Source organism: Streptomyces sp. NPDC058683, assembly GCF_042716195.1.
In the GTDB taxonomy this organism is placed as follows: Bacteria; Actinomycetota; Actinomycetes; order Streptomycetales; family Streptomycetaceae; genus Streptomyces.
Window position 1 is genome coordinate 137,390 of the sequence record NZ_JBHXSK010000021.1, and the last position, 19,897, is coordinate 157,286.

General features: G+C 71.9%; 18 protein-coding genes. 13 read left to right on the plus strand and 5 right to left on the minus strand.

Translation table 11 applies throughout. The annotated features are described in order from the left end of the window. Positions 1-48 precede the first annotated feature (48 nt). Positions 49-861 (minus strand): GntR family transcriptional regulator, encoded by an 813-nt coding sequence (locus tag ACFWXC_RS24040; protein WP_384481767.1) that lies wholly within the window; start codon positions 859-861, stop codon positions 49-51. Between the two features lie 157 nt (positions 862-1,018). On the opposite strand from ACFWXC_RS24040, the gene ACFWXC_RS24045 reads away from it, so the two are divergent. The 6 genes from ACFWXC_RS24045 (at position 1,019) to ACFWXC_RS24070 (ending at position 6,505) form a co-directional block, all read left to right on the plus strand. Continuing rightward, entirely contained in the window at positions 1,019-1,753 is a 735-nt protein-coding gene (locus ACFWXC_RS24045) for a YqjF family protein (protein ID WP_384481769.1), read from the plus strand. Between the two features lie 117 nt (positions 1,754-1,870). Continuing rightward, the gene (locus ACFWXC_RS24050) at positions 1,871-3,085 is read left to right on the plus strand and encodes a carbohydrate-binding protein (protein ID WP_384481771.1); all 1,215 of its coding nucleotides are present in this window, start codon (positions 1,871-1,873) and stop codon (positions 3,083-3,085) included. A gap of 129 nt (positions 3,086-3,214) precedes the next feature. Continuing rightward, the gene (locus tag ACFWXC_RS24055; RefSeq protein WP_384481773.1) at positions 3,215-3,991 is read left to right on the plus strand and encodes a polysaccharide lyase family 7 protein; all 777 of its coding nucleotides are present in this window, start codon (positions 3,215-3,217) and stop codon (positions 3,989-3,991) included. Between the two features lie 86 nt (positions 3,992-4,077). Beyond that, the gene (locus tag ACFWXC_RS24060) at positions 4,078-4,878 is read left to right on the plus strand and encodes a DUF4389 domain-containing protein (protein WP_384481775.1); all 801 of its coding nucleotides are present in this window, start codon (positions 4,078-4,080) and stop codon (positions 4,876-4,878) included. Between the two features lie 42 nt (positions 4,879-4,920). Continuing rightward, positions 4,921-5,373 carry a hypothetical protein gene (locus ACFWXC_RS24065; RefSeq protein WP_384481777.1) on the plus strand — a complete coding sequence of 151 codons (453 nt, stop codon included), beginning with the start codon at positions 4,921-4,923 and terminating at the stop codon, positions 5,371-5,373. Between the two features lie 154 nt (positions 5,374-5,527). Next, on the plus strand, positions 5,528-6,505 hold the full coding sequence (locus tag ACFWXC_RS24070) for an SMP-30/gluconolactonase/LRE family protein (RefSeq protein ID WP_384481779.1): 978 nt from the start codon (positions 5,528-5,530) through the stop codon (positions 6,503-6,505). Positions 6,506-6,562: 57 nt separating this feature from the next. Here the strand turns inward: ACFWXC_RS24070 and ACFWXC_RS24075 are convergent, their stop codons facing one another. Then, positions 6,563-9,937, minus strand: a complete 3,375-nt coding sequence (locus ACFWXC_RS24075) for a pyruvate carboxylase (RefSeq protein WP_384481781.1) — start codon at positions 9,935-9,937, stop codon at positions 6,563-6,565. Positions 9,938-10,127: 190 nt separating this feature from the next. Continuing rightward, positions 10,128-10,949: a hypothetical protein gene (locus ACFWXC_RS24080; RefSeq protein ID WP_384481783.1), complete on the minus strand. Its 822-nt coding sequence runs from the start codon at positions 10,947-10,949 to the stop codon at positions 10,128-10,130. Between the two features lie 231 nt (positions 10,950-11,180). On the opposite strand from ACFWXC_RS24080, the gene bla reads away from it, so the two are divergent. The 7 genes from bla to ACFWXC_RS24115 all read left to right on the plus strand — a co-directional run bounded on the left by bla (position 11,181) and on the right by ACFWXC_RS24115 (position 17,645). Then, positions 11,181-12,056, plus strand: a complete 876-nt coding sequence (bla, locus tag ACFWXC_RS24085; RefSeq protein WP_384481785.1) for a class A beta-lactamase — start codon at positions 11,181-11,183, stop codon at positions 12,054-12,056. 183 nt (positions 12,057-12,239) lie between these two features. Continuing rightward, a complete protein-coding gene (locus ACFWXC_RS24090) occupies positions 12,240-13,787 on the plus strand; it encodes an ATP-binding protein (protein WP_384481787.1) in 1,548 nt (515 codons plus the stop codon). Further along, positions 13,784-14,191: a roadblock/LC7 domain-containing protein gene (locus ACFWXC_RS24095; RefSeq protein ID WP_089103557.1), complete on the plus strand. Its 408-nt coding sequence runs from the start codon at positions 13,784-13,786 to the stop codon at positions 14,189-14,191. The genes ACFWXC_RS24090 and ACFWXC_RS24095 overlap by 4 nt, the downstream gene beginning before the upstream one ends. Beyond that, positions 14,188-14,535, plus strand: a complete 348-nt coding sequence (locus ACFWXC_RS24100) for a DUF742 domain-containing protein (protein WP_365793967.1) — start codon at positions 14,188-14,190, stop codon at positions 14,533-14,535. Before ACFWXC_RS24095 ends, ACFWXC_RS24100 begins: the two co-directional genes overlap by 4 nt. Then, positions 14,516-15,142 (plus strand): ATP/GTP-binding protein, encoded by a 627-nt coding sequence (locus ACFWXC_RS24105; RefSeq protein WP_384481789.1) that lies wholly within the window; start codon positions 14,516-14,518, stop codon positions 15,140-15,142. The genes ACFWXC_RS24100 and ACFWXC_RS24105 overlap by 20 nt, the downstream gene beginning before the upstream one ends. Next, on the plus strand, positions 15,139-16,347 hold the full coding sequence (locus ACFWXC_RS24110; RefSeq protein WP_384481791.1) for a cytochrome P450: 1,209 nt from the start codon (positions 15,139-15,141) through the stop codon (positions 16,345-16,347). Before ACFWXC_RS24105 ends, ACFWXC_RS24110 begins: the two co-directional genes overlap by 4 nt. A gap of 71 nt (positions 16,348-16,418) precedes the next feature. Then, entirely contained in the window at positions 16,419-17,645 is a 1,227-nt protein-coding gene (locus ACFWXC_RS24115; RefSeq protein ID WP_384481793.1) for a cytochrome P450, read from the plus strand. On the opposite strand, the gene ACFWXC_RS24120 is transcribed toward ACFWXC_RS24115, so the two are convergent. Next, positions 17,642-18,805, minus strand: coding sequence for an NAD-dependent formate dehydrogenase (locus ACFWXC_RS24120; protein ID WP_384481795.1), 1,164 nt, complete (start codon positions 18,803-18,805; stop codon positions 17,642-17,644). The genes ACFWXC_RS24115 and ACFWXC_RS24120 overlap by 4 nt on opposite strands. 106 nt (positions 18,806-18,911) lie before the next feature. Then, a complete protein-coding gene (locus ACFWXC_RS24125; RefSeq protein WP_384481796.1) occupies positions 18,912-19,844 on the minus strand; it encodes a LysR family transcriptional regulator in 933 nt (310 codons plus the stop codon). Positions 19,845-19,897 lie beyond the last annotated feature (53 nt).

Sequence of the window (19,897 nt, forward strand, 5' to 3'; positions counted from 1 at the left end):
CGCGGGGGCGCGGGGCGGCCCGGGTCGTGAAGCGCGGCGCGGCCGGGGTCACGGGGTGGCCGGCGGCTCCCCGTCGTCCTGGCCCCGGCCCCGGCTCCCGCCCTCGCCCTGACTCTCGCCCTCGCCCTGACTCTCGCCCTCGCCTTCGCCCTCGCCCTCGACGAGCTGGCGTTCCATGCTGCGGGTGAGGTGGTCGGTCATCGCCTCGGCCGCCCGCTCGGGGTTGCGGCGCAGTACGGCCCGGACGATCCGCTCGTGCTCGGCGACGGTCGGGCCACCGGCGCCGACCACGTTGCTGAGCCGGAAGATGTGCAGGTGGGCGTGGAGGCGTTCCACCGCGTCGACGAGGAGCGGGCGGTGCGCGGCCTGTCCGATCGCCTCGTGGAAGCGCTGGTCGAGCGCGGCGAAGTCGCGGTAGGAGGCGTACCGGCCGTTCGGGCTGGGCTGGGCCTGCATCTCCTCGACGATCCTTTCGAGGGCGTCGAGTTGGTCCTCGGTGGCGTTGACGGCGGCCAGGGCGGCGGCTCTGGGCTCCAACAGCAGCCGCATCTCGAAGAGTTCTGTGAGGCCCTGGCGGGTGAGCAGCTCCGTGGCCCGGTATCCGGACAGGGCGCGCTTGACGACCAGTCCGTCGGACTCCAGCCGGGCCAGGGCCTCCCGGACCGGGGTGGGCGAGACCTTGAGGGTGCGGGAGAGCGCGTCGATGCCGACGCGGGCGCCCGGGGCGATCTCGTGGTCCATGACCATCGCCTTGACGCTCTCGTACACGCTGTCCGACAGCGCCTGCCGGACGGGAGGCGGCTCGTCGTGCTCCTCGCCCTCGGCCGGGGTCCCGGCCGCGGAAGAGCTGTGCGACGGCATCCCGGCTCCTCCTTCTCAAGGCCTGTGTGTCGCCGACAGTTTACCCAGGTGGGCGCGGTGAGAGGCCCGAAAGTCCTGATCACGCGGGGCGGGGACGGCATCCGGTGCGCGCACCCTCCGCACCGCCGCCTCGCACTGGCGTGCTAAGACCCTGCCCATGGAACCAGAGCCGATCACCGCCTCCGCCCCACGGCCCGTACGGCGGCCGACCCAGGTGCAGGGCTGGCACGAACTCACCTTTCTGCACTGGCCGGTGGAGCCGGACCGGGTGGCAGGGCTACTGCCCGCCGGCACCCGGCCGGACACCCTGGACGGGGTCAGCTACGTCGGCCTCGTCCCGTTCCTGATGCGGGGCGTCGGCCTGGGCCCGGGACCCGGGCTGCCGTACCTGGGGACCTTCTGCGAGACGAACGTACGGCTGTACTCGGTGGACGAGCAGGGCCGGCGCGGGGTGGTGTTCAGATCCCTGGACGCGGCCCGGCTGCTCCCCGCGCTGGCGGGCCGGCTCGGGTTCCGCCTGCCGTACCTCTGGTCCTCGATGCGGCTGCGCCGTGAGGGCGAAGTGATCACCTACACCTGCCGGCGGCGGGGCCTTGCCGCCACCAGCCGGGCGGCCATACGGACCGGGCCGCCGATCGCCGAGCCGTCGCCGCTGGAGCACTTCCTGACGGCGCGCTGGGGGCTGCACGCCACCTGGCACGGGCGCACCCTGCACCAGCCGGCCGAGCACGCGCCCTGGCCGCTGCACCGGGCCGAACTCCTGGATCTGGAGGACGACTTGGTGGCGGCGGCGGGCCTGCCCGCACCTGCCGGGCCGCCGGTCAGCGTGCTCTGGTCCCCCGGCGTGAAGGTGCGATTCGGGCGGCCGACACTGCTCCCGCACTCCAGGTAAAGAATTCGTATGGTCTAGTCCAAAGTGCACTTTGGTCCAGTCCAATCTCTTGACGTGATCGCGACATCTCCGGAAGCTGAGGCATCACCCCACCTCCCCCGCCCCCTGGAGGCACCAGTGAGACCCCTTCGCGCATGTCTGGGCGCGGCGGCCGCCGTCACCCTCGCCGCCGCCGGCACGACCGCGCTCGTCGCCAGCAACGCCTCGGGCGCGACCACCGCACTGAGCAACCAGTGGTACGCGGCCGCCCCCTATCTGATGCCACTGGACAACAACCCGCCGAACGCGGCCACCATCATGGACGCCACCGGACTCAAGGCCTTCCAGCTGGCGTTCGTCCTGGCCCCCAACGGCGGCGGCTGCTCCCCGACCTGGGGCGGCACCGCGGCGGTCTCCTCGGACACCGCCGTCCAGTCGGTCGTCAACACCATCCGCGCCAAGGGCGGCGACGTCTCCGTCTCGATCGGCGGCTACGGCGGCACCAAACTCGGCCAGACCTGCGCGGACGCCGCCTCCACCGCGGCGGCCTACCAGCAGGTCATCACCAAGTACGGGCTGCACGCCATCGACTTCGACCTGGAGGAGCCGGAGTACGAGAACACCGCGGCGATCAAGAACGAGATCGGCGCCGCGAAGATCCTCCAGCAGAACAACCCGGGCCTGTACGTCTCCGTCACCACCGCGGGTACGGCGGACGGGACCGGCTGGTTCGGCAAGCAGATGCTGCTGGAGGCGAAGTCGCAGGGGTTCACGCCGAACAACTTCTCCATCATGCCGTTCGACGGCGGCTTCAGCGGGGCGGCGGCGCAGACCAGCGCGCTCACCAACTTCAACTCGATCCTGCAGTCCACCTTCGGCTGGGACCAGGCGACCGCCTACGCCCACGAGGGCTTCTCGGGGATGAACGGCCGCAGCGACACCGGCGAGTACTTCACCCAGGCCGACTTCCAGACGGTGCTCGACTACGCCACGAGCCACCACATGGACCGCTTCACGTTCTGGTCCCTGAACCGCGACCGCCAGTGCACTCCGGCCGACAACAACGGCACCACCTCCGGGACCTGCTCCAGCGTGGCGCAGAGCGACTGGGACTTCGCCAAGTACTCGGTGAAGTTCGCCGGGGTCACCCCGCCGACCACCACGCCCACCCCCACGCCGACCCCGACACCGACGCCCACCTCCTGCAAGACCGCGTGGAGTTCGACGGCGGTGTACACGGCCGGCAACGAGGTCTCGTACAACAGCCACAACTGGAAGGCCAAGTGGTGGACCCAGAACGAGGTGCCCGGCGCCTCGGAGTGGGGCCCCTGGCAGGACGAGGGCGCCTGCTGAGCCTCTTGACGGGATTGGTCCGGACCTTTAACTTCACGAGTCATCGAAGGTTATGGATGCGTCCGGGATTCACGGACATGAACGTCAGGTGAGTTCCGGACGCAGTCCTCTTCCGAAAGGACCCCCCACGTGAACCGTTCCCGGCTGCTCGCGGCTCCGGCCGCCGCGGGCCTCGCCCTCGCCCTCGTCCTGCTCACCGGCGGCAGCGCGGGCGCCGCAGACCCGAGCAAGGCGCCCGGCGGCAACTTCGACCTGTCCATATGGCAGCTCCAGGAGCCGGTGGGCTCCCCCGGCTCGCCGACCACCATCCCCTCGTCCCGGCTGCAGGGCGCGAGCGGCTACCAGGACGCGTACTTCTACACCGACACCCGCGACGGCGCGATGACCTTCTGGGCGCCCGAGAAAGGCGTCACGACCCCGAACTCCAACTACGCCCGCTCCGAACTGCGCGAGATGAACCGCGACGGCAGCGCCGCCAACTGGTCGCTGAGCGGCAGCCACAAGATGAGCGCGACCCTGCGGGTGGTCTCGGTGACCAAGAACGTGTGCGTGGGCCAGATCCACCTCGGCACCGGCGGCTCCTCCACCAAGCCCCTGCTGGAGCTGTACTACCACTCCAACGGCGACATCGTCCTCGGCACCGAGAACTCCCCGTCCGGCGGCCAGACCGCGCACACCGTGGGCCATGTGTCGATCGGCAAGACCTGGACCTACACCATCGCCGTCTCCGGCGGGAACACCATCGACCTGACCGTCAACGGCACTACGACCCACTACGCCATTCCGTCCTCCTTCAACCCGTACAAGCAGTACTTCAAGGCGGGCTCGTACAACCAGTCGTCCTCCGACAGCACGACCAACGGCGCCCGGGTCGCGTTCTACGGTCTGACCGTCAATCACGGCTGAGTTCGGCTGCACGGGCCTGGCGGGGGCGGGGGTTCCGCAGCACGATGGAGGTGCATCCGGGCCTCGGCCCGACGACGGGAGGACTCATGAACCAGAGCTGGGAACCACGTCCTCCCGTCCCGGCGGACGACGCCGAGTGGCGGCCCGTGCTGGACATCCCGGCACCCGGGCCGCAACGCCGCTGGACGGTACTGCTGCGCTGGCTGCTGTTGATCCCGCAGTTCATCGTTCTGTTCCTGCTGGGCATCGCCGCGTTCTTCGTGACGGTGGCCGGCTGGTTCGCGGCACTCGTCCTGGGCCGGCTGCCCGACGGGATCGCCGGTTTCCTGGGCAAGTACCTGGCGTACGAGACCCGGGTCACGGCCAGCTCCATGCTCCTGGTGGACCGCTATCCGCCGTTCGCCCCGACCGCGCCGGAGTACCCGGTGCAGATCGAGTTACGGCCCACCACCCTGAACCGGCTCGCGGTGCTGTTCCGGCTGATCCTGATGATCCCGGCGTGGATCGTCGCCAACTTCGCGGCGGCCGGCTGGTTCGCGATCGGCTGGATCTTCTGGATCATCGGGATCGTGCTGGGGCGGCTGCCGGAGCCGGTCTTCGGGGCGACGGCGGCGGTCGCCCGCTACCGGATGCGGTTCGGCGCCTACGCCGGCATGCTGACGCCCGTCTATCCCAAGGGGCTGTTCGGCGACCAGCCGGCCGCCACGGCGGAGGAGGTCCGCTCCGCGACCCGGCCCCTGCTCCTGGGCACCACCGCGAAGGTCCTCATCTGGGTCTTCCTGGTACTCGGCCTGCTCACCCAGGTCTTCTCCCGCCCCTCCGGCGACTACGACGACAACGGGCTCGCGAACCCGGCGCAAGTGGTACATCCGGCAGGACGGTCGTAGCGTCGAAGGGAAGGAAGAACGGCGGAACTGGTGGGAGCGACCATGCGCAGACCAGTGGTGGGAACGGCGATCGGACTCGGAGCGGCCCTGCTGCTCACGGCGGGCATGACGACGGCCTCCGCGACTCCGCCGACACCGGCCGCGTCGCCGGCGGTCCAGCACCCCGTGCTCGTCGACTGCCTCTGGCACCAGCGGTTCCGGCCGACCGACTTCATGCTGGCCTGCGGTGACGGCAACAGCCTGCTCACCGGCCTGCGGTGGACCCAGTGGAACGACGACACCGCGGTCGGCCACGGCGTGAACGTGGTCAACGACTGCAAGCCGTACTGCGCGGCCGGCACCTTCCACAAGTACCCGGTGACGGTACGGCTCGACCGGCCGACGGCCTGGACGAAGCATCCGAACGTGGAGCAGTTCACGCGGATGAGCCTGAACTACGCCGATGCCAAGCCGGAGGGATACACGCAGGTCATGAACTACCCGCTGTGGAACTGAGCGGGACCGTCACCCGGCTGCGCGGCAAGCGGGGCCACGCCGTGCGCCGGGCGGGCGACGTCCCGGCCGGGGCTGACCCGGGCCGGGACCGAACAACCGTCATGTTGGTGTGACCGGTACGCCGGAGCCTCGCGCTCCCGTCGAAAGAGGTCACATGCCCCGATTTCTCCGTCCGGCCGCCGTCGCCCCGGCCGTGGTCGCGATCGGCCTGCTCGCGGCGGCTCCGGCCGTGGGCGACGAGCCGGTCGTCTCCGATGCGCACGTCATCGCGCACTTCGATCTGGCCGCCGGGCAGACGCCCGAGAACGTCGTCACCGAGCGGGGCGGCTCGGTCGACGTGACCTTCGCGTCCGCCCGGCAGGTCGCCAAGGTCACCCGGGAACGCCGGGTCCGGGTGCTGGCGACCCTGCCCGCCGAGGAACACCCCCGCACGTCCCTGGTGGGCGGCGCCCTCACCCTCGGCCTGGCCCGCGCCCACGACGGCACGCTGTACGTCAACTACGCCACCGGCACCGGCAGGACCGGCGTCTGGCGCGTCCCGGCGGGCGGTGGCACGCCCGAGCAGATCGCCCAGTTGCCGTCGGACGGCCTGCCCAACGGCCTGGCCCTCGACGAGCGGCACGGGGTGCTCTACGCCGCCGACTCGGCGCTGGGCAGGGTCTGGCGCATCCCGCAGGCCGGCGGCACGCCGACGGCCTGGGCCACGGGCACCGCCCTCACCGGGCTCCCGGCGCCGGCCAGCGGCTTCGGCGCCAACGGGATCAAGGTGCACAAGGACGCGGTCTGGGTGACCAACAGCGACCGCGGGACCCTGCTGCGCATCCCGGTCCGCGCCGACGGCTCGGCCGGGGCGACCGAGACGCGGGCGACCGGCCTCACCGGCGTCGACGACTTCGTCTTCCCCGGGCACTCGGACGTCGTGCTCGCCGCGCTGAACCCGTCCAACGAGGTCGTCGTGGTCCGCCCGGACGGAGCCCGCAGCACCGTGCTCACCGTCCAGGACGGCCTGTCCAACCCGACCTCGCTGGCCGTGAACGGCCGTGACGTGTTCGTGGCGGGCGGCGCCTACTCCACCCAGCGCGACCCGAACCTGCTGAAGGCGCATCTGCGGGCCCACTTCGCCCGCTCGTGACCGACGAGGGGAGGACCGGTGGCGACCCACCGGCCCTCCCCTCACGCGGGACCCGGCTCAGGCGATCTCGACCAGCAGGTCGCCGCCCTCCACCTGCTGGATGCGGTTGATGGCGAGCCGGGAGATCCGGCCGGCCTTCTGGGCGGTGATGGTGGCCTCCATCTTCATGGCCTCGATCGTGGCCACCGTGGCGCCCGCCTCGACCTCCGCGCCCTCCTGCACGGCGAGGGTGACGACTCCGGCGAACGGGGCCGCGACATGGCCGGGGTTGGCGCGGTCGGCCTTCTCGGTGGCCGGGATGTCGGAGGCCGCCGCCCGGTCGCGGATCTGGATCGGCCGCAGCTGGCCGTTGAGGCTGGACATCACCGTGCGCAGACCGCGCTCGTCGGCCTCGCCGACGGCCTGGAGTTCGATGAGCAGCCGGACTCCGGGCTCCAGGTCGACCGCGTACTCCTTGCCCGGGCGCAGGCCGTAGAAGAAGTCCTTGCTGTCGAGGACGCTGGTGTCGCCGTAGGTCCCGCGGTGCGTCTCGAACTCGCGGGTCGGGGCCGGGAACAGCAGCCGGTTCAGGGTGCTGCGGCGGTCCTTGGCGAGGCCCTCGCGGTCCTCGGTGCCCAGCTCCGGTGCCGGCTTGGCGGCGCCGCGGCCCTGGAGGGCCTTGGTGCGGAACGGCTCGGGCCAGCCGCCGGGCGGGGTGCCCAGCTCGCCGCGCAGGAAGCCGATGACCGAGTCCGGGATGTCGAACTTGTCAGGGGTGGCCTCGAAGTCCTCCGGCTTCACCCCGGCGCCGACCAGGTGCAGGGCCAGGTCGCCGACCACCTTCGAGGACGGGGTGACCTTCACCAGCCTGCCGAGGATCCGGTCGGCGGCCTCGTACATCGCCTCGATGTCCTCGAAGCGGTCGCCGAGGCCGAGCGCCACGGCCTGGGTGCGCAGGTTGGAGAGCTGACCGCCCGGGATCTCGTGGTGGTACACGCGGCCGGTCGGGGAGGCGAGGCCCGCCTCGAAGGGCGCGTAGACCTTGCGGACGCTCTCCCAGTACGGCTCCAGGTCCTCGACCGCCCGCAGGTCGAGCCCGGTGGGACGCTCCGAGTAGTCGGTCGCGGCCACGATCGCCGACAGGGAGGGCTGCGAGGTCGTACCGGCCATGGAGGCCACCGCGCCGTCCACCGCGTCCGCGCCCGCCTGGATCGCGGCCAGGTAGGTGGCCAGCTGGCCGCCCGCCGTGTCGTGGGTGTGCAGGTGGACGGGCAGGTCGAACTCGCTGCGCAGCGCCGAGACCAGCTTCGCGGCGGCCGGGGCGCGTAGCAGGCCCGCCATGTCCTTGACGGCGATGATGTGCGCGCCGGCCTCGACGATCTGCTCGGCGAGCCGCAGGTAGTAGTCGAGGGTGTAGAGCCGCTCGTCCGGGTTGGACAGGTCGGCGGTGTAGCAGAGGGCGACCTCGGCCACCGCGGTGCCCGTCTCCCGTACCGCCTCGATGGCGGGGCGCATCTGGCCGACGTCGTTGAGGGCGTCGAAGATGCGGAAGATGTCGATGCCTGTGGCGGCGGCCTCCTGGACGAAGGCGTCGGTCACCTCGGTCGGGTACGGGGTGTAGCCGACGGTGTTGCGGCCGCGCAGCAGCATCTGGAGGCAGATGTTGGGGACGGCCTCGCGCAGGGCGGCCAGCCGCTCCCAGGGGTCCTCGGCCAGGAAGCGCAGCGCCACGTCGTAGGTGGCGCCGCCCCAGCACTCCAGGGAGAGCAGTTCGGGCAGGGTGCGGGCGACCACCGGGGCGACGGCGAGCAGGTCGCGGGTGCGCACGCGGGTGGCGAGCAGGGACTGGTGGGCGTCGCGGAAGGTGGTGTCGGTGATGCCGATGGTGGGCGACTCGCGCAGCCAGCGGGCGAAGCCCTCCGGGCCGAGTTCGACCAGGCGCTGGCGGGAGCCCGCGGGCGGCTCGCCGGCCGGCAGCGGGGGCAGCTTGGTGGTCGACTCGATCAGGTGGGGCCGCTCGCCGTGCGGCTTGTTGACGGTGACGTCGGCCAGGTAGGTGAGCAGCTTGGTGCCGCGGTCGGCGGAGGAGCGGGCGGTGAGCAGGTGCGGGCGCTCCTCGATGAACGAGGTGGTGATCCGCCCGGCCTGGAAGTCCGGATCGTCCAGGACGGCCTGGAGGAAGGGGATGTTGGTGGCCACACCGCGGATGCGGAACTCGGCGACGGCGCGCCGGGCGCGGCCGATGGCGGCCTTGAAGTCCCGTCCCCGGCAGGTGAGTTTCACCAGCATCGAGTCGAAGTGGGCGCTGATCTCCGTACCGGCGTGGGTGGTGCCGCCGTCGAGCCGGATGCCGGAGCCGCCCGGGGAGCGGTAGGCGCTGATGCGGCCGGTGTCGGGGCGGAAGCCGTTGGCCGGGTCCTCGGTGGTGATACGGCACTGGAGGGCGGCGCCGTGCAGCTTCACCGTGTCCTGCGACAGCCCGAGGTCGGCCAGGGTCTCGCCGGAGGCGATGCGCATCTGGGCCTGGACCAGGTCGACGTCGGTGACCTCCTCGGTGACCGTGTGCTCGACCTGGATGCGGGGGTTCATCTCGATGAAGACATGCTTGCCCTGGCGGTCGAGGAGGAACTCGACGGTGCCGGCGTTGCGGTAGCCGATCTCGCGGGCGAAGCGGACGGCGTCGGCGCAGATGCGGTCGCGCAGCTCCGGGTCGAGGTTGGGCGCGGGGGCCAGCTCGATGACCTTCTGGTGGCGGCGCTGGAGCGAGCAGTCCCGCTCGAAGAGGTGAATGACGTTGCCCTCGCCGTCGGCGAGGATCTGCACCTCGATGTGGCGCGGGTCGACGACGGCCTTCTCCAGGAAGACGGTCGGGTCGCCGAACGCGGAGGCCGCCTCACGGGAGGCCTGTTCGATGGACTCGCGCAGTGCGGCCGGGTCCTCGACCCGGCGCATCCCGCGGCCACCGCCGCCGGCGACGGCCTTCACGAACAGCGGGAAGCCGATCTCGTCGGCGGCGCGGACCAGTTCCTCGATGTCGTTGGAGGGCTGCGAGGAGCCGAGCACCGGTACCCCGGCGGCGCGGGCGGCGGCGACCGCGCGGGCCTTGTTGCCGGTCAGCTCCAGCGTCTGGGCGCTCGGCCCGACGAACGTGATGCCCGCCTCCTCGCAGGCACGGGCGAGTTCCGGGTTCTCGGAGAGGAAGCCGTAGCCCGGGTAGACGGCGTCGGCCCCGGCCCGGCGGGCGGCGCCCACGATCTCCTCGACGGAGAGGTAGGCCCGTACCGGATGGCCGGGTTCCCCGATCTCGTAGGCCTCGTCGGCCTTCAGCCTGTGGAGCGAGTTGCGGTCTTCGTGGGGGAACACGGCGACCGTACGCGCGCCCAGTTCGTAGCCCGCGCGGAAAGCGCGGATGGCGATCTCTCCACGGTTGGCGACCAGCACCTTGCGGAACATCCCTGGATCCCTTCAGCCTGCCGGCGACGAACACCATGGTGTCAGCCGCGCCCTGCCGTAGCCCGCGCAACATTAGGGGTTGCCCGGACCGGCTGAAGTGCGAAAACCATCACATTGACGTCGTTGAGCACTTCGGCGGGTCGGCCGCGTGGCTCATGGGTTCCGGGAAACCCGGTGGGGTTGGGGAGTCTCAGCGGACCGGGAGCGACGGTACGGGGTGGTGCTGCGGCGGGTCGGACCGGGGCACGGGCGGGTCGGACCGGGGCGGGGTCGGCGGGGTTTCGAGGCGTGCGGCGGGGCGTTCGGCCGGCCGGGCCGGGACCGGCAGCCGGCGGCCGTGCAGCAGGCCGAGGACGATCGCCGCGGTCACCGCGATCAGGTGCTCGCGGCCGGCGAGGTTCGGAACGGCGACGGACTCCCACACCATCGAACCGCCGGTCAGCGCGAAGACGACGGGCGCCCGGCGGACCACGGCCAGATAGGTGAACAGGCCCACCACCGCGGCGGACGGCCCCGTGTCGAGGATCCGGCCGGCTTCCGGGGGCAGGCCGAAGCCCCACCAGCCGGGGCCCAGCGCGACCATCACACGGGCCGTCATGGTGCCGGCCAGAGTGGTGAGGTACGCGACGGCGAGGGTCCGGGCGCGGCCGAGGGCGAGTTCGGCGAGGGCGAAGGCGAGGAAGAGCTGGGTGATGCCGGCCCACACCGGGAGGTCGAGCGCGGGGACGTAGAGCGAGACCGGGGTGCGCAGCAGGGACAGCCACAGGGGGAGGTCGGCGGTGACACCGCCGAGGTGCCACACCAGCCTTCTGCCGGCGGGGTGCTGGGCGACGTCGTGGAAGAAGATGACGCCGAACGCGGCCACGAATGCCAGCACGATCCCGGAGAGACCGCGCCGTACGAGCTGCCGTACCGGCTCCACCACGATGCTGTGCCATTCGGCGCGCAGCGTGCGTCCCACGAACCGGACGGCACGCGCGGCCGCCGCCCCCCAGCTTCGGTTCCCCGTCATGAAGGCATCGTCCCCTCGACACCGGCTCCCGGCCCTCGGCCCTGCGCCCCTGAAGAGGCTCTCCGTTCCCCGGCCGTTCCACGCGTCATCGTATAGACGTTTGGATCATTTGCGACGATGCGGGAGCTACTACTGGTCGCATATCGGCGTCGGGTTTATCACCCGTCCACGACGCAACCCCCAGGCGTGTGATCACGTCCCCCTCATCGAAACCTCGGCAAAGGAGTGGTAATGCAGCAGCCGTCGCGCCGTGTTGTGCTGACCGCGGCCCTGGGCACCGCACTGCCCGCCCGCACGGCGCCCGACGCCACGAGCAGATTCCGGGCGCTGGAGCGCGAACACGGGGCCCGGCTGGGGGTGTTCGCCTGGGACACCGGCTCGGGGGCCCGGGTCCGGCACCGTGGCGGCGAACTCTTCCCGATGTGCTCGGTGTTCAAGACGCTCGCGGTCTCCGCGGTGCTGCGGGACCTGGACGAGGACGTGCTCGGCGAGGTCGTCCACTACGACGCGAGCGATGTCGAGAAGTCGGGCGGCGCGCCCGTCACGGGCAGGCCCGAGAATCTCGCCGCGGGAATGACGGTCGCCCAGTTGTGCGCGGCGGCGATCTCGTACAGCGACAACACGGCGGCGAACCTGTTGCTGGAGCAACTGGGCGGGCCGGTGGCGGTGACGCGGCTGTGCCGTTCGATCGGGGACCGGGTGACCCGGCTCGACCGGTGGGAGCCGGAGCTGAACTCGGCGGAGCCCGGACGGGTCACGGACACCACCACTCCCCTGGCCATCGGCACCAGCTACGCGTGGCTGGCCGTCGGGAGCGCCCTGGACGGCGCGGACCGGCGGCGGCTCACCGGCTGGCTGCTCGCCAACACCACCGGAGGGGAGCGGATCCGCGCGGGGCTCCCCGCGGACTGGACCGTCGGCGACAAAACCGGAACGGGCGCCTATGGCACCGCCAACGACGTCGCGATCGCCTGGCCGCCGGGCCGCGCCCCGGTCGTCGTCGCCGTTCTGTCCACGCACACCGACCCCGCCGCCCAGGCCGACTCGGCGCTGGTGAAGGCGGCCGCGGCCGTGGTGGCCGACATGCTCACGCGAGGCGCTTCGTAAGATCGTGCACGCTCGGGACGACACGGCAAGTCGCCGTCGCTGACAGCGGTTTCCTGCAAGGAGACCGGAACTGTTCTGTTTCGATCACGAACTCTCGTATAGTGACGGCCAGTTCAGTACCGAGCGTCACATCTCCCTCACCGGAATCACATCCCTACCCGCTCCGAGGACCAGACCGGACCGATGACCGCGCCCACGCATCCCGGCGATCGACCTGCCATCCGTACGCTCGTTCCGACCCTCGCGCTGACCGCGGTGGTGTCGGCCCTCGTGGTCGTCGCCGCGGTGACCGCCGCGCCGGCCTCGGTCCGCATCCCCCTCGCTCTGGGGGCCAGTGCGGCCGCGCTGGTGCTGTGCGCCGCGGTGACCTGGGCCGTCCACGCGGCACGGGCCGCCCGGCGCGCCCGACGCCGACTGGAGACGGTGAGCCAGGACATCGGACGGCTGCTCCAGCAACAGGCCCGCACGACCGAGGAGGCGCGCCAGGAGCAGCAGCGGCTGATCGACGAACTGGCCCAGCAGCGCAGCGAGTTCACCGACTCCTTCGAGCAGGAGCGGGTGCGGATCCACGAGGGCAGCAGCCAGGAGCTGGACTGGTACCGGCAGGAGAACGGCCGGCTCGCCGCCGACCTGGAGCAGGCCTCCCGGGGGCGGGCCGCCGCGATCGCCGCGGCGGGCAACGCGGCCGGCCGGATGCAGGCCCTGGCCACCGCCACCCTCGCCGACCTGCGGGCCATGGAGGAGCGGCACACCGACGAGGAGGTGCTCGCCGACCTGCTGCACCTCGACCACCGCACCGCCCAGGCGGGCCGGATCGCCGACTCCATCGCCGTCCTGACCGGGGCGCGCTCGGGCCGCCGCTGGGCGCGTCCGATCAGCATGGAGTCCATCCTGCGCGGGGCGATGGGACGCATCAGCGGCTACCGCCGGGTGCGGGTGCACTCGGTGAGCGAGACGGCCGTCACCGGCCACGCGGCCGAGGGCGTCATGCACGCGCTCGCCGAACTGCTCGACAACGCGGCCACCTTCTCGCCCCCGACCGCCGAGGTCCACGTCTATGTGGAGGAGGTGCCGGCCGGGGTCATCGTGTCCGTGGAGGACAGCGGGCTGGTGATGGGCGATGTGCAGTTGCGCCGCGCCGAGCGGGCGGTCACCGGTGACACCACCGAGCTCGGCGGCCTCACCGGTACCCGGCTCGGGCTGGCGGTGGTCGGCCGGCTGGCCGGCAAGCACGGTCTGAAGGTGTCGTTCCGGCCCTCGGCGCGCGGCGGCACCGGAGTGCTGATGCTGGTCCCGCAGGACCTGCTGACCCGCCCGGTCGCCGACGAACCCGCGCTGCCCAGGCAGCCGGAGCCGGTCGAGCCGGTGCCGGCCCCGCCGGACCCGATGCCCGTGCACGAGTCCGCGGAGTCCGACGAGGACGAGGAAGGGCCCACCGGGCTGCCCAGGCGGCGCCGCGGCCGGACCCTCGCCGAGGCCGAGCGCCGGTCGGCACCCCAGCCGGCGGAGCCGCGCCCGGTGCCCGCGGCCGAGGACGCCCGGGTCCGCGCCACCCGCTTCAACAGCTTCCGGCAGGCCGTCCGCCCGGCCGCGTCCGACGCCGCCGAGGCCGACGCCGCCCCCTACACCCCCACCCCGGCGCACGATCCGGTCCCCGCGCCCCACCCGGAGTCCGGTCCCGAGCCCACGTCCCACCCGCACGCGCACCCGGAAGGCGACACCACTCCATGACCGGCAGGACCACCGCCGACGACAAGCTCACCTGGCTCATCGAGGGCCTCCTGGAGCGCACCCCCGGCGCGCGGCACGCCCTGGTGCTCTCCCGCGACGGCCTGAAGCTGTGCCGTACTCCGGAGCTCTCCGTCGACCAGGCCGACCAGCTCGCGGCGATCGCCGCCGGCATCCAGTCGCTGTCGCACGGGGCGTCCGTCGAGTTCGGCGACGGCAGCGGCGGCGTGCGGTCGGCGATGACCGAGTTCTACGGGGGCGTGCTGTTCATCGTGGAGGCCGGCGAGGGCGCCCATCTGGCCGTGGTGACCAGCGAGGACGCGGAGCCGGGGCTGGTCGGGCACAACATGAGCGAACTGGTCGAGCAGCTCGGCGAACACCTCACCGCGCAGCCCCGGACGTCATGAGCCGGCCCGGCAGGGACGACGCGCCCGACCGCCTGTACACCATCACCGGCGGCCGCAGCAGCACCGGGCCGGACAGCCCCTTCGACCTGGTCACGCTGGTCGTCGCCGAGTCGGAGCCGGCCCCGGGCATGCAGTCGGAGCACGCGGCGATCCTGCGGCTGGCCGAGTTCCCGACCTCGGTGGTGGAGATCGCCGCGGAGCTGAAGCTGCCGGTGAGCATCACCAAGGTCCTGCTGTGCGACCTGCAGGCGGCCGGCCGGGTCAGCGCCCGCCATCCGTACCGGCCCGCCATCACCGACCCCGACATTCTGGAGCAGGTGCTCGTTGGACTCCGCAACCTCTGACGCGCGCACCCCGTTGGGTGCCTCCGCCGACCACGGTTTCAAGATCGTGGTCGTGGGCGGTTTCGGCGTCGGCAAGACCACCCTGGTCCGTTCCGTCAGCGAGATACGTCCCCTCAACACCGAGGAGACGATGACCCAGGCCGGCGAGGAGGTCGACGACGTCCGCGAGGTGCGCGGCAAGTCCGCCACCACCGTCGCCTTCGACTTCGGCCGGATCACGCTGGACGCCCGCAACGTGCTGTACCTGTTCGGGGCACCGGGCCAGGAGCGGTTCTGGTTCCTGTGGGACCGGCTGTTCTCCGGCACCCTCGGCGCGGTCGTGCTCGTCGACACCCGGCGCATCGACGACTCCTGGTACGCCATCGACCGGCTGGAGAAGCACGGCACCCCGTTCATCGTGGCCTGCAACGACTTCGGCGGCCCCGTACACACGCCCGAGGACGTCCGGCACGCGCTCGACCTGGACCCGCACATCCCGCTGGTCACCTGTGACGCCCGCTCCCGGGAGTCCGGCAAGCAGGTGCTCATCCAGCTGGTCCAGCACGTCAAGAACCGGTACGCCGGCCCCTCGGCACCGGTGGACCTGCCCCGACAGGAGTTCGTGTGACCCCCGAAGCCGTGCCGCTCGGCGGCCCCCGGTTCCAGACCGAACCGGCGCGTCTGTACCGCGAGATGCGGCGCGACCACGGCGCCGTCACCCCCGTCGTGCTCGACGGCGACGTGCCCGCCTGGCTGGTCGTCGGATACCGCGAGCTGCACCAGGTGACCGGGGACCCGGTGCTGTTCAGCCGGGACTCCGACCTGTGGAACCAGTGGGACATGATCCCCGACGACTGGCCGCTGCTGCCGATGATCGGCCGTAAGCAGCCGTCGATCCTGTACACCGTCGGCGAGCGGCACCGCGAGCGCGCCGGGATGATCAGCGACGCGCTGGAGGCCGTCGACCCCTTCGAACTGCGCGGTCACGCCGAGCGGTTCGCGGACGAGCTGATCGACGGGCTGTGCACCAGCGGCGAGGCGGACCTGATCGGCCAGTACGCGATGCTGCTGCCGGTGCGGGTGCTCGCGCAGCTCTACGGCTTCTCCGAGGAGGAGGGGCCCGGCCTGGTCACCGCGCTCAACGACATGATCGACGGGCGTGAGCGGGCGATCGCCGGGCAGACCCATCTGGCCACGTCCATGGCGCAGTTGCTGGCCGACCGCAAGGCGGATCCCGCCGACGACGTGGTGTCCCGGATGCTCCAGGACAAGAGCGGGTTCAGCGAGGAGGAGATCGCCCAGGACCTGATGGTCATGATGGCGGCCGGGCACCAGCCGACCGCCGACTGGATCGGCAACTCGCTGCGCCTGATGCTCACCGACGACCGGTTCGCGGCCTCGCTGTTCGGCGGCCGCAACAGTGTCGCCGAGGCGATGAACGAGGTGCTGTGGGAGGACACCCCCAGCCAGAACATAGCGGGCCGCTGGGCCTCCCGCGACACCCAGCTGGGCGGCCGCCGGATCCGCGCCGGTGACCTGCTGGTCCTCGGCCTCCAGGGCGCCAACTCCGATCCGCAGGTGCGCACCGACGCCTCCGCGCTGACCGGCGGCAACAGCGCGCACTTCTCCTTCGGGCACGGCGAGCACCGCTGCCCGTTCCCCGCTCAGGAGGTCGCCGAGGTGATCGCCCGGACCGGCATCGAGGTCGTCCTCGACCGGCTGCCGGACATCGACCTGGCGGTGCCCGCCGACTCCCTCACCCGCCGGCCCTCGCCCTGGCTGCGGGGGCTGACCGAGCTTCCCGTCCGGTTCACGCCCGTACCCACCCTGTAATCCGACACCGACGGTCAGGCGCAGCACCGATTGGCGCAGTACTCCGACCCTGCCCTGGGAGGCACGTCACGATGACGACCGGTACCGAACAAACCCGGATCGCCCTCGACCCCTTCGTCACCGACCTGGACGGCGAGAGCGCGCGGCTGCGCGCCGCCGGTCCGCTCGCCGCCGTGGAGCTGCCCGGCGGGGTGCCCGTCTGGGCGGTCACCCGTCATGCCGAGGCCAAGGCGCTGCTCACCGACCCCCGTCTGGTCAAGGACATCAATGTGTGGGGGGCCTGGCAGCGGGGCGAGATACCGCCGGACTGGCCGCTGATCGGCCTGGCCAACCCCGGCCGGTCCATGCTGACCGTGGACGGCGCCGACCACCGCCGGATGCGCACGCTGGTCGCGCAGGCGCTCACCCCGCGCCGGGTGGAGCAGATGCGGGAGCGGATCGAGAAGCTCACCCAGGACCTGCTCGACGGGCTCCCGGCGGACCAGGAGACCCTGGACCTCAAGGCGGGCTTCGCCTATCCGCTGCCCATGTTCGTGGTCGCCGACCTGATGGGCATCGACGAGGCGGAACTGCCGCGCCTGAAGGTGCTGTTCGAGAAGTTCTTCTCGACCCAGACCCCGCCCGCGGAGGTCATCGCGACCCTCACCGAACTGGCGGGGATCATGGCGGCGACGGTCGCCGCCAAGCGGGCCGAGCCCGGCGACGACCTGACCAGCGCGCTGATCCTGGCCTCCGAGGACGGCGACCACCTCACGGACGAGGAGATCGTCTCCACCCTCCAGCTGATGGTGGCGGCCGGCCACGAGACGACGATCTCCCTGATCGTCAACGCGGTGGTCAACCTCTCCACCCACCCCGGCCAGCGGGCCAGGGTGCTCTCCGGCGAGGTGGACTGGTCGGCGGTGGTCGAGGAGACCCTGCGCTGGTCCACCCCGACCTCGCACGTCCTGATCCGCTTCGCCACCGAGGACGTGCCGGTCGGCGACAAGGTGCTCCCGGCGGGCGACGCGCTGATCGTGTCGTACGCCGCGATCGGCCGCGACGAGCAGGCGCACGGGCCCAGTGCCGGGGAGTTCGACGTCACCCGGGAGTCGACGAACCGGCACATCTCCTTCGGCCACGGCCCGCACGTCTGCCCCGGCGCCGCGCTGTCCCGGCTGGAGGCGGGCGTCGCGCTGCCCGCCCTGTACGACCGCTTCCCCGGCCTGGACCTCGCGGTACCGGCGTCCGAGCTGCGCAACAAGCCGGTGGTCACCCAGAACGACCTCTTCGAACTGCCGGTCCGGCTCGACTCCTAGCCGGTCTTGACGGAGTACGACTTGGCTCCCGTGCCGGCCAGTCCGCCACCGTCGACGATCAGGTACTCGTCGCGGATCGGCCGGCCGGCGAACCAGGACTCCAGGATCTCCCGGGTGCCGGCCGCGTAGCGGGCCTGCGCGGAGAGCGAGGAGCCGGAGATGTGCGGGGTCATCCCCTGGTGCGGCATGGTGCGCCAGGGGTGGTCGGCGGGCGCGGGCTGCGGGTACCAGACGTCGCCCGCGTAGCCGGCCAGCTGCCCGCTGCGCAGCGCCCGGTCGACGGCGTCCCGGTCGACGATCAGGGCCCGGGCGGTGTTGATGAGGTAGGCGCCGCGCTTCATCGTGCCCAGCAGCTCGTCGCCGAACAGGCCCTCGGTCTCGGGGTGCAGCGGCGCGTTGACGGTGACGACATCGCAGTGCGGGGCCATGGCGGCCGCGTTCTCGTGGAAGGTCAGGTTCAGCTCGCGCTCGACGGACTCGGGCAGCCGGGTGCGGTCGGTGTAGTGCAGCTGGACGTCGAAGGGGGCGAGGCGGCGCAGCACCGCGAGGCCGATCCGGCCGGCGGCGACGGTTCCGACGTGCATGCCTTCCAGGTCGTAGGACCGGCTCACGCAGTCGGCGATGTTCCAGCCCCCGTCGAGCACCACCTGGTGCGAGGGCAGGTAGTTGCGGACGAGCCCCAGGATCATCATCACCACGTGCTCGGCGACGCTGATGCTGTTGCAGTACGTCACCTCGGCGACCGTCACCCCGTGGGCGATCGCGGCGTCGAGGTCGACGTGGTCGGACCCGATGCCGGCGGTGACGGCCAGCTTGAGGTTCTTCGCGGCGGCGATGCGCTCGGGGGTGAGGTACGCCGGCCAGAACGGCTGCGAGACGACGACGTCCGCGTCGGGCAGCTCGCGGTCGAAGACCGAGCCCGCGCCGTCCTTGTCGGAGGTGACGACGAGGGTGTGGCCGGCCTTCTCCAGGAAGGAGCGCAGGCCGAGTTCGCCGGAGACGCTGCCGAGGAGACGGCCGGGGGTGAAGTCGATCGCCTCGGGGGTGGGGGTGGTCTGGCCGCCCGGGTAGTGGTCGATGACGGGGATGTCGTCGCGGGCGTAGGTCTTCGGGTATCCGTCGGTCGGGTCGTCGTACAGGACGCAGAGCACCTTGGCCATGGTGGCGGCTCCTCAACTCCGTTGCGGATGGCGTGCCCTTCACGATCCTCGGGGGCAACTGCGCTGGTCAAAGCGAACGTTGTTTTGTGCTCATAGCCCACGGCTATCAGCCGTGGCCGTCCAGGTGGGCGGTCAGCAGGCTGTCGAGCGCGTCCCGCAGCCGTGCCTGGCGGGCGACCTTCACCAGGGCCTGGGCGAGCATGGACTGCGGTTCGCTGCGGGCGACGACCAGGCCCACCCGGGGGCCGTGCGCCGGGCCCTCCAGCGGCACCACGCGCAGGCCCTCCGGTACGCCGAACATGTGCAGCCAGGCGTGCGAGATCACGCTGGACCAGCGGCCGCCGGGGAGGTGGGCGTAGAGGCCGGCGACGCTGTCGGACTCGATCGCCGGGACGGGGGCGGCACCGTCGGCGGCGAAGCAGTCGTCGATGATCCGCCGGTTGCGCATCCTGGGCCCCAGCAGGCACAGCGGGAGGGCGGCGGCCTGGGACCAGCTGGCGGTGACCGCGTCGCCCAGGGGACCGCCGACCGGGGTGAGCAGGACGTACCGCTCCTCGTAGAGCGGGAAGCGGCGGACCTGCCGCAGTTCGTCGTCGTCCAGATAGGTCATGGCCGCGTCCAGCTCGAACTCGGCGAGGCCGCGCCGTATGTCGGCGGACGACAGGGACTCCATGGCCACCCGGGCGTGCGGATGCCGGTCGCAGAAGGGGCCGGTGAGGAGTGAGGTGACGGGGACGGCGGTGGGGACGATGCCGAGGCGCAGGGTGCCGGTGAGGCCGTCCCGCAGCGCCGACAGCTCCTGGCGCAGCGCGTCCCGCTCGGCGAGGATGCGGTGCGCCCATGCCAGCACCACCTCGCCCTCGGGGGTCAGGCCCTCGTAGCGGCGGCCCCGGCGCACGATCGGGACGCCGAGTTCGTGTTCGAGCCGCTGGATCGCGGCGGACAGCGAGGGCTGCGAGACATGACAGGCGGCGGCCGCGCGGGCGAAGTGCCGCTCTCGGGCGAGCGCGACGAGGTATTCGAGCTGGCGCAGCAGCATGCGGGCTCCACCGGGGGGCTCGGCGACGGATCGACGGCGGCCACCGTATCCGG

Coding starts and splice junctions, on each gene's coding strand:
- ACFWXC_RS24040 (WP_384481767.1), bottom strand. CDS start 861: ATGCCGTCGCACAGCTCTTCCGCGGCCGGGACCCCGGCCGAGGGCGAG.
- ACFWXC_RS24045 (WP_384481769.1), top strand. CDS start 1,019: ATGGAACCAGAGCCGATCACCGCCTCCGCCCCACGGCCCGTACGGCGG.
- ACFWXC_RS24060 (WP_384481775.1), top strand. CDS start 4,078: ATGAACCAGAGCTGGGAACCACGTCCTCCCGTCCCGGCGGACGACGCC.
- ACFWXC_RS24065 (WP_384481777.1), top strand. CDS start 4,921: ATGCGCAGACCAGTGGTGGGAACGGCGATCGGACTCGGAGCGGCCCTG.
- ACFWXC_RS24070 (WP_384481779.1), top strand. CDS start 5,528: ATGCCCCGATTTCTCCGTCCGGCCGCCGTCGCCCCGGCCGTGGTCGCG.
- ACFWXC_RS24075 (WP_384481781.1), bottom strand. CDS start 9,937: ATGTTCCGCAAGGTGCTGGTCGCCAACCGTGGAGAGATCGCCATCCGC.
- ACFWXC_RS24080 (WP_384481783.1), bottom strand. CDS start 10,949: ATGACGGGGAACCGAAGCTGGGGGGCGGCGGCCGCGCGTGCCGTCCGG.
- bla (WP_384481785.1), top strand. CDS start 11,181: ATGCAGCAGCCGTCGCGCCGTGTTGTGCTGACCGCGGCCCTGGGCACC.
- ACFWXC_RS24090 (WP_384481787.1), top strand. CDS start 12,240: ATGACCGCGCCCACGCATCCCGGCGATCGACCTGCCATCCGTACGCTC.
- ACFWXC_RS24095 (WP_089103557.1), top strand. CDS start 13,784: ATGACCGGCAGGACCACCGCCGACGACAAGCTCACCTGGCTCATCGAG.
- ACFWXC_RS24100 (WP_365793967.1), top strand. CDS start 14,188: ATGAGCCGGCCCGGCAGGGACGACGCGCCCGACCGCCTGTACACCATC.
- ACFWXC_RS24115 (WP_384481793.1), top strand. CDS start 16,419: ATGACGACCGGTACCGAACAAACCCGGATCGCCCTCGACCCCTTCGTC.
- ACFWXC_RS24120 (WP_384481795.1), bottom strand. CDS start 18,805: ATGGCCAAGGTGCTCTGCGTCCTGTACGACGACCCGACCGACGGATAC.
- ACFWXC_RS24125 (WP_384481796.1), bottom strand. CDS start 19,844: ATGCTGCTGCGCCAGCTCGAATACCTCGTCGCGCTCGCCCGAGAGCGG.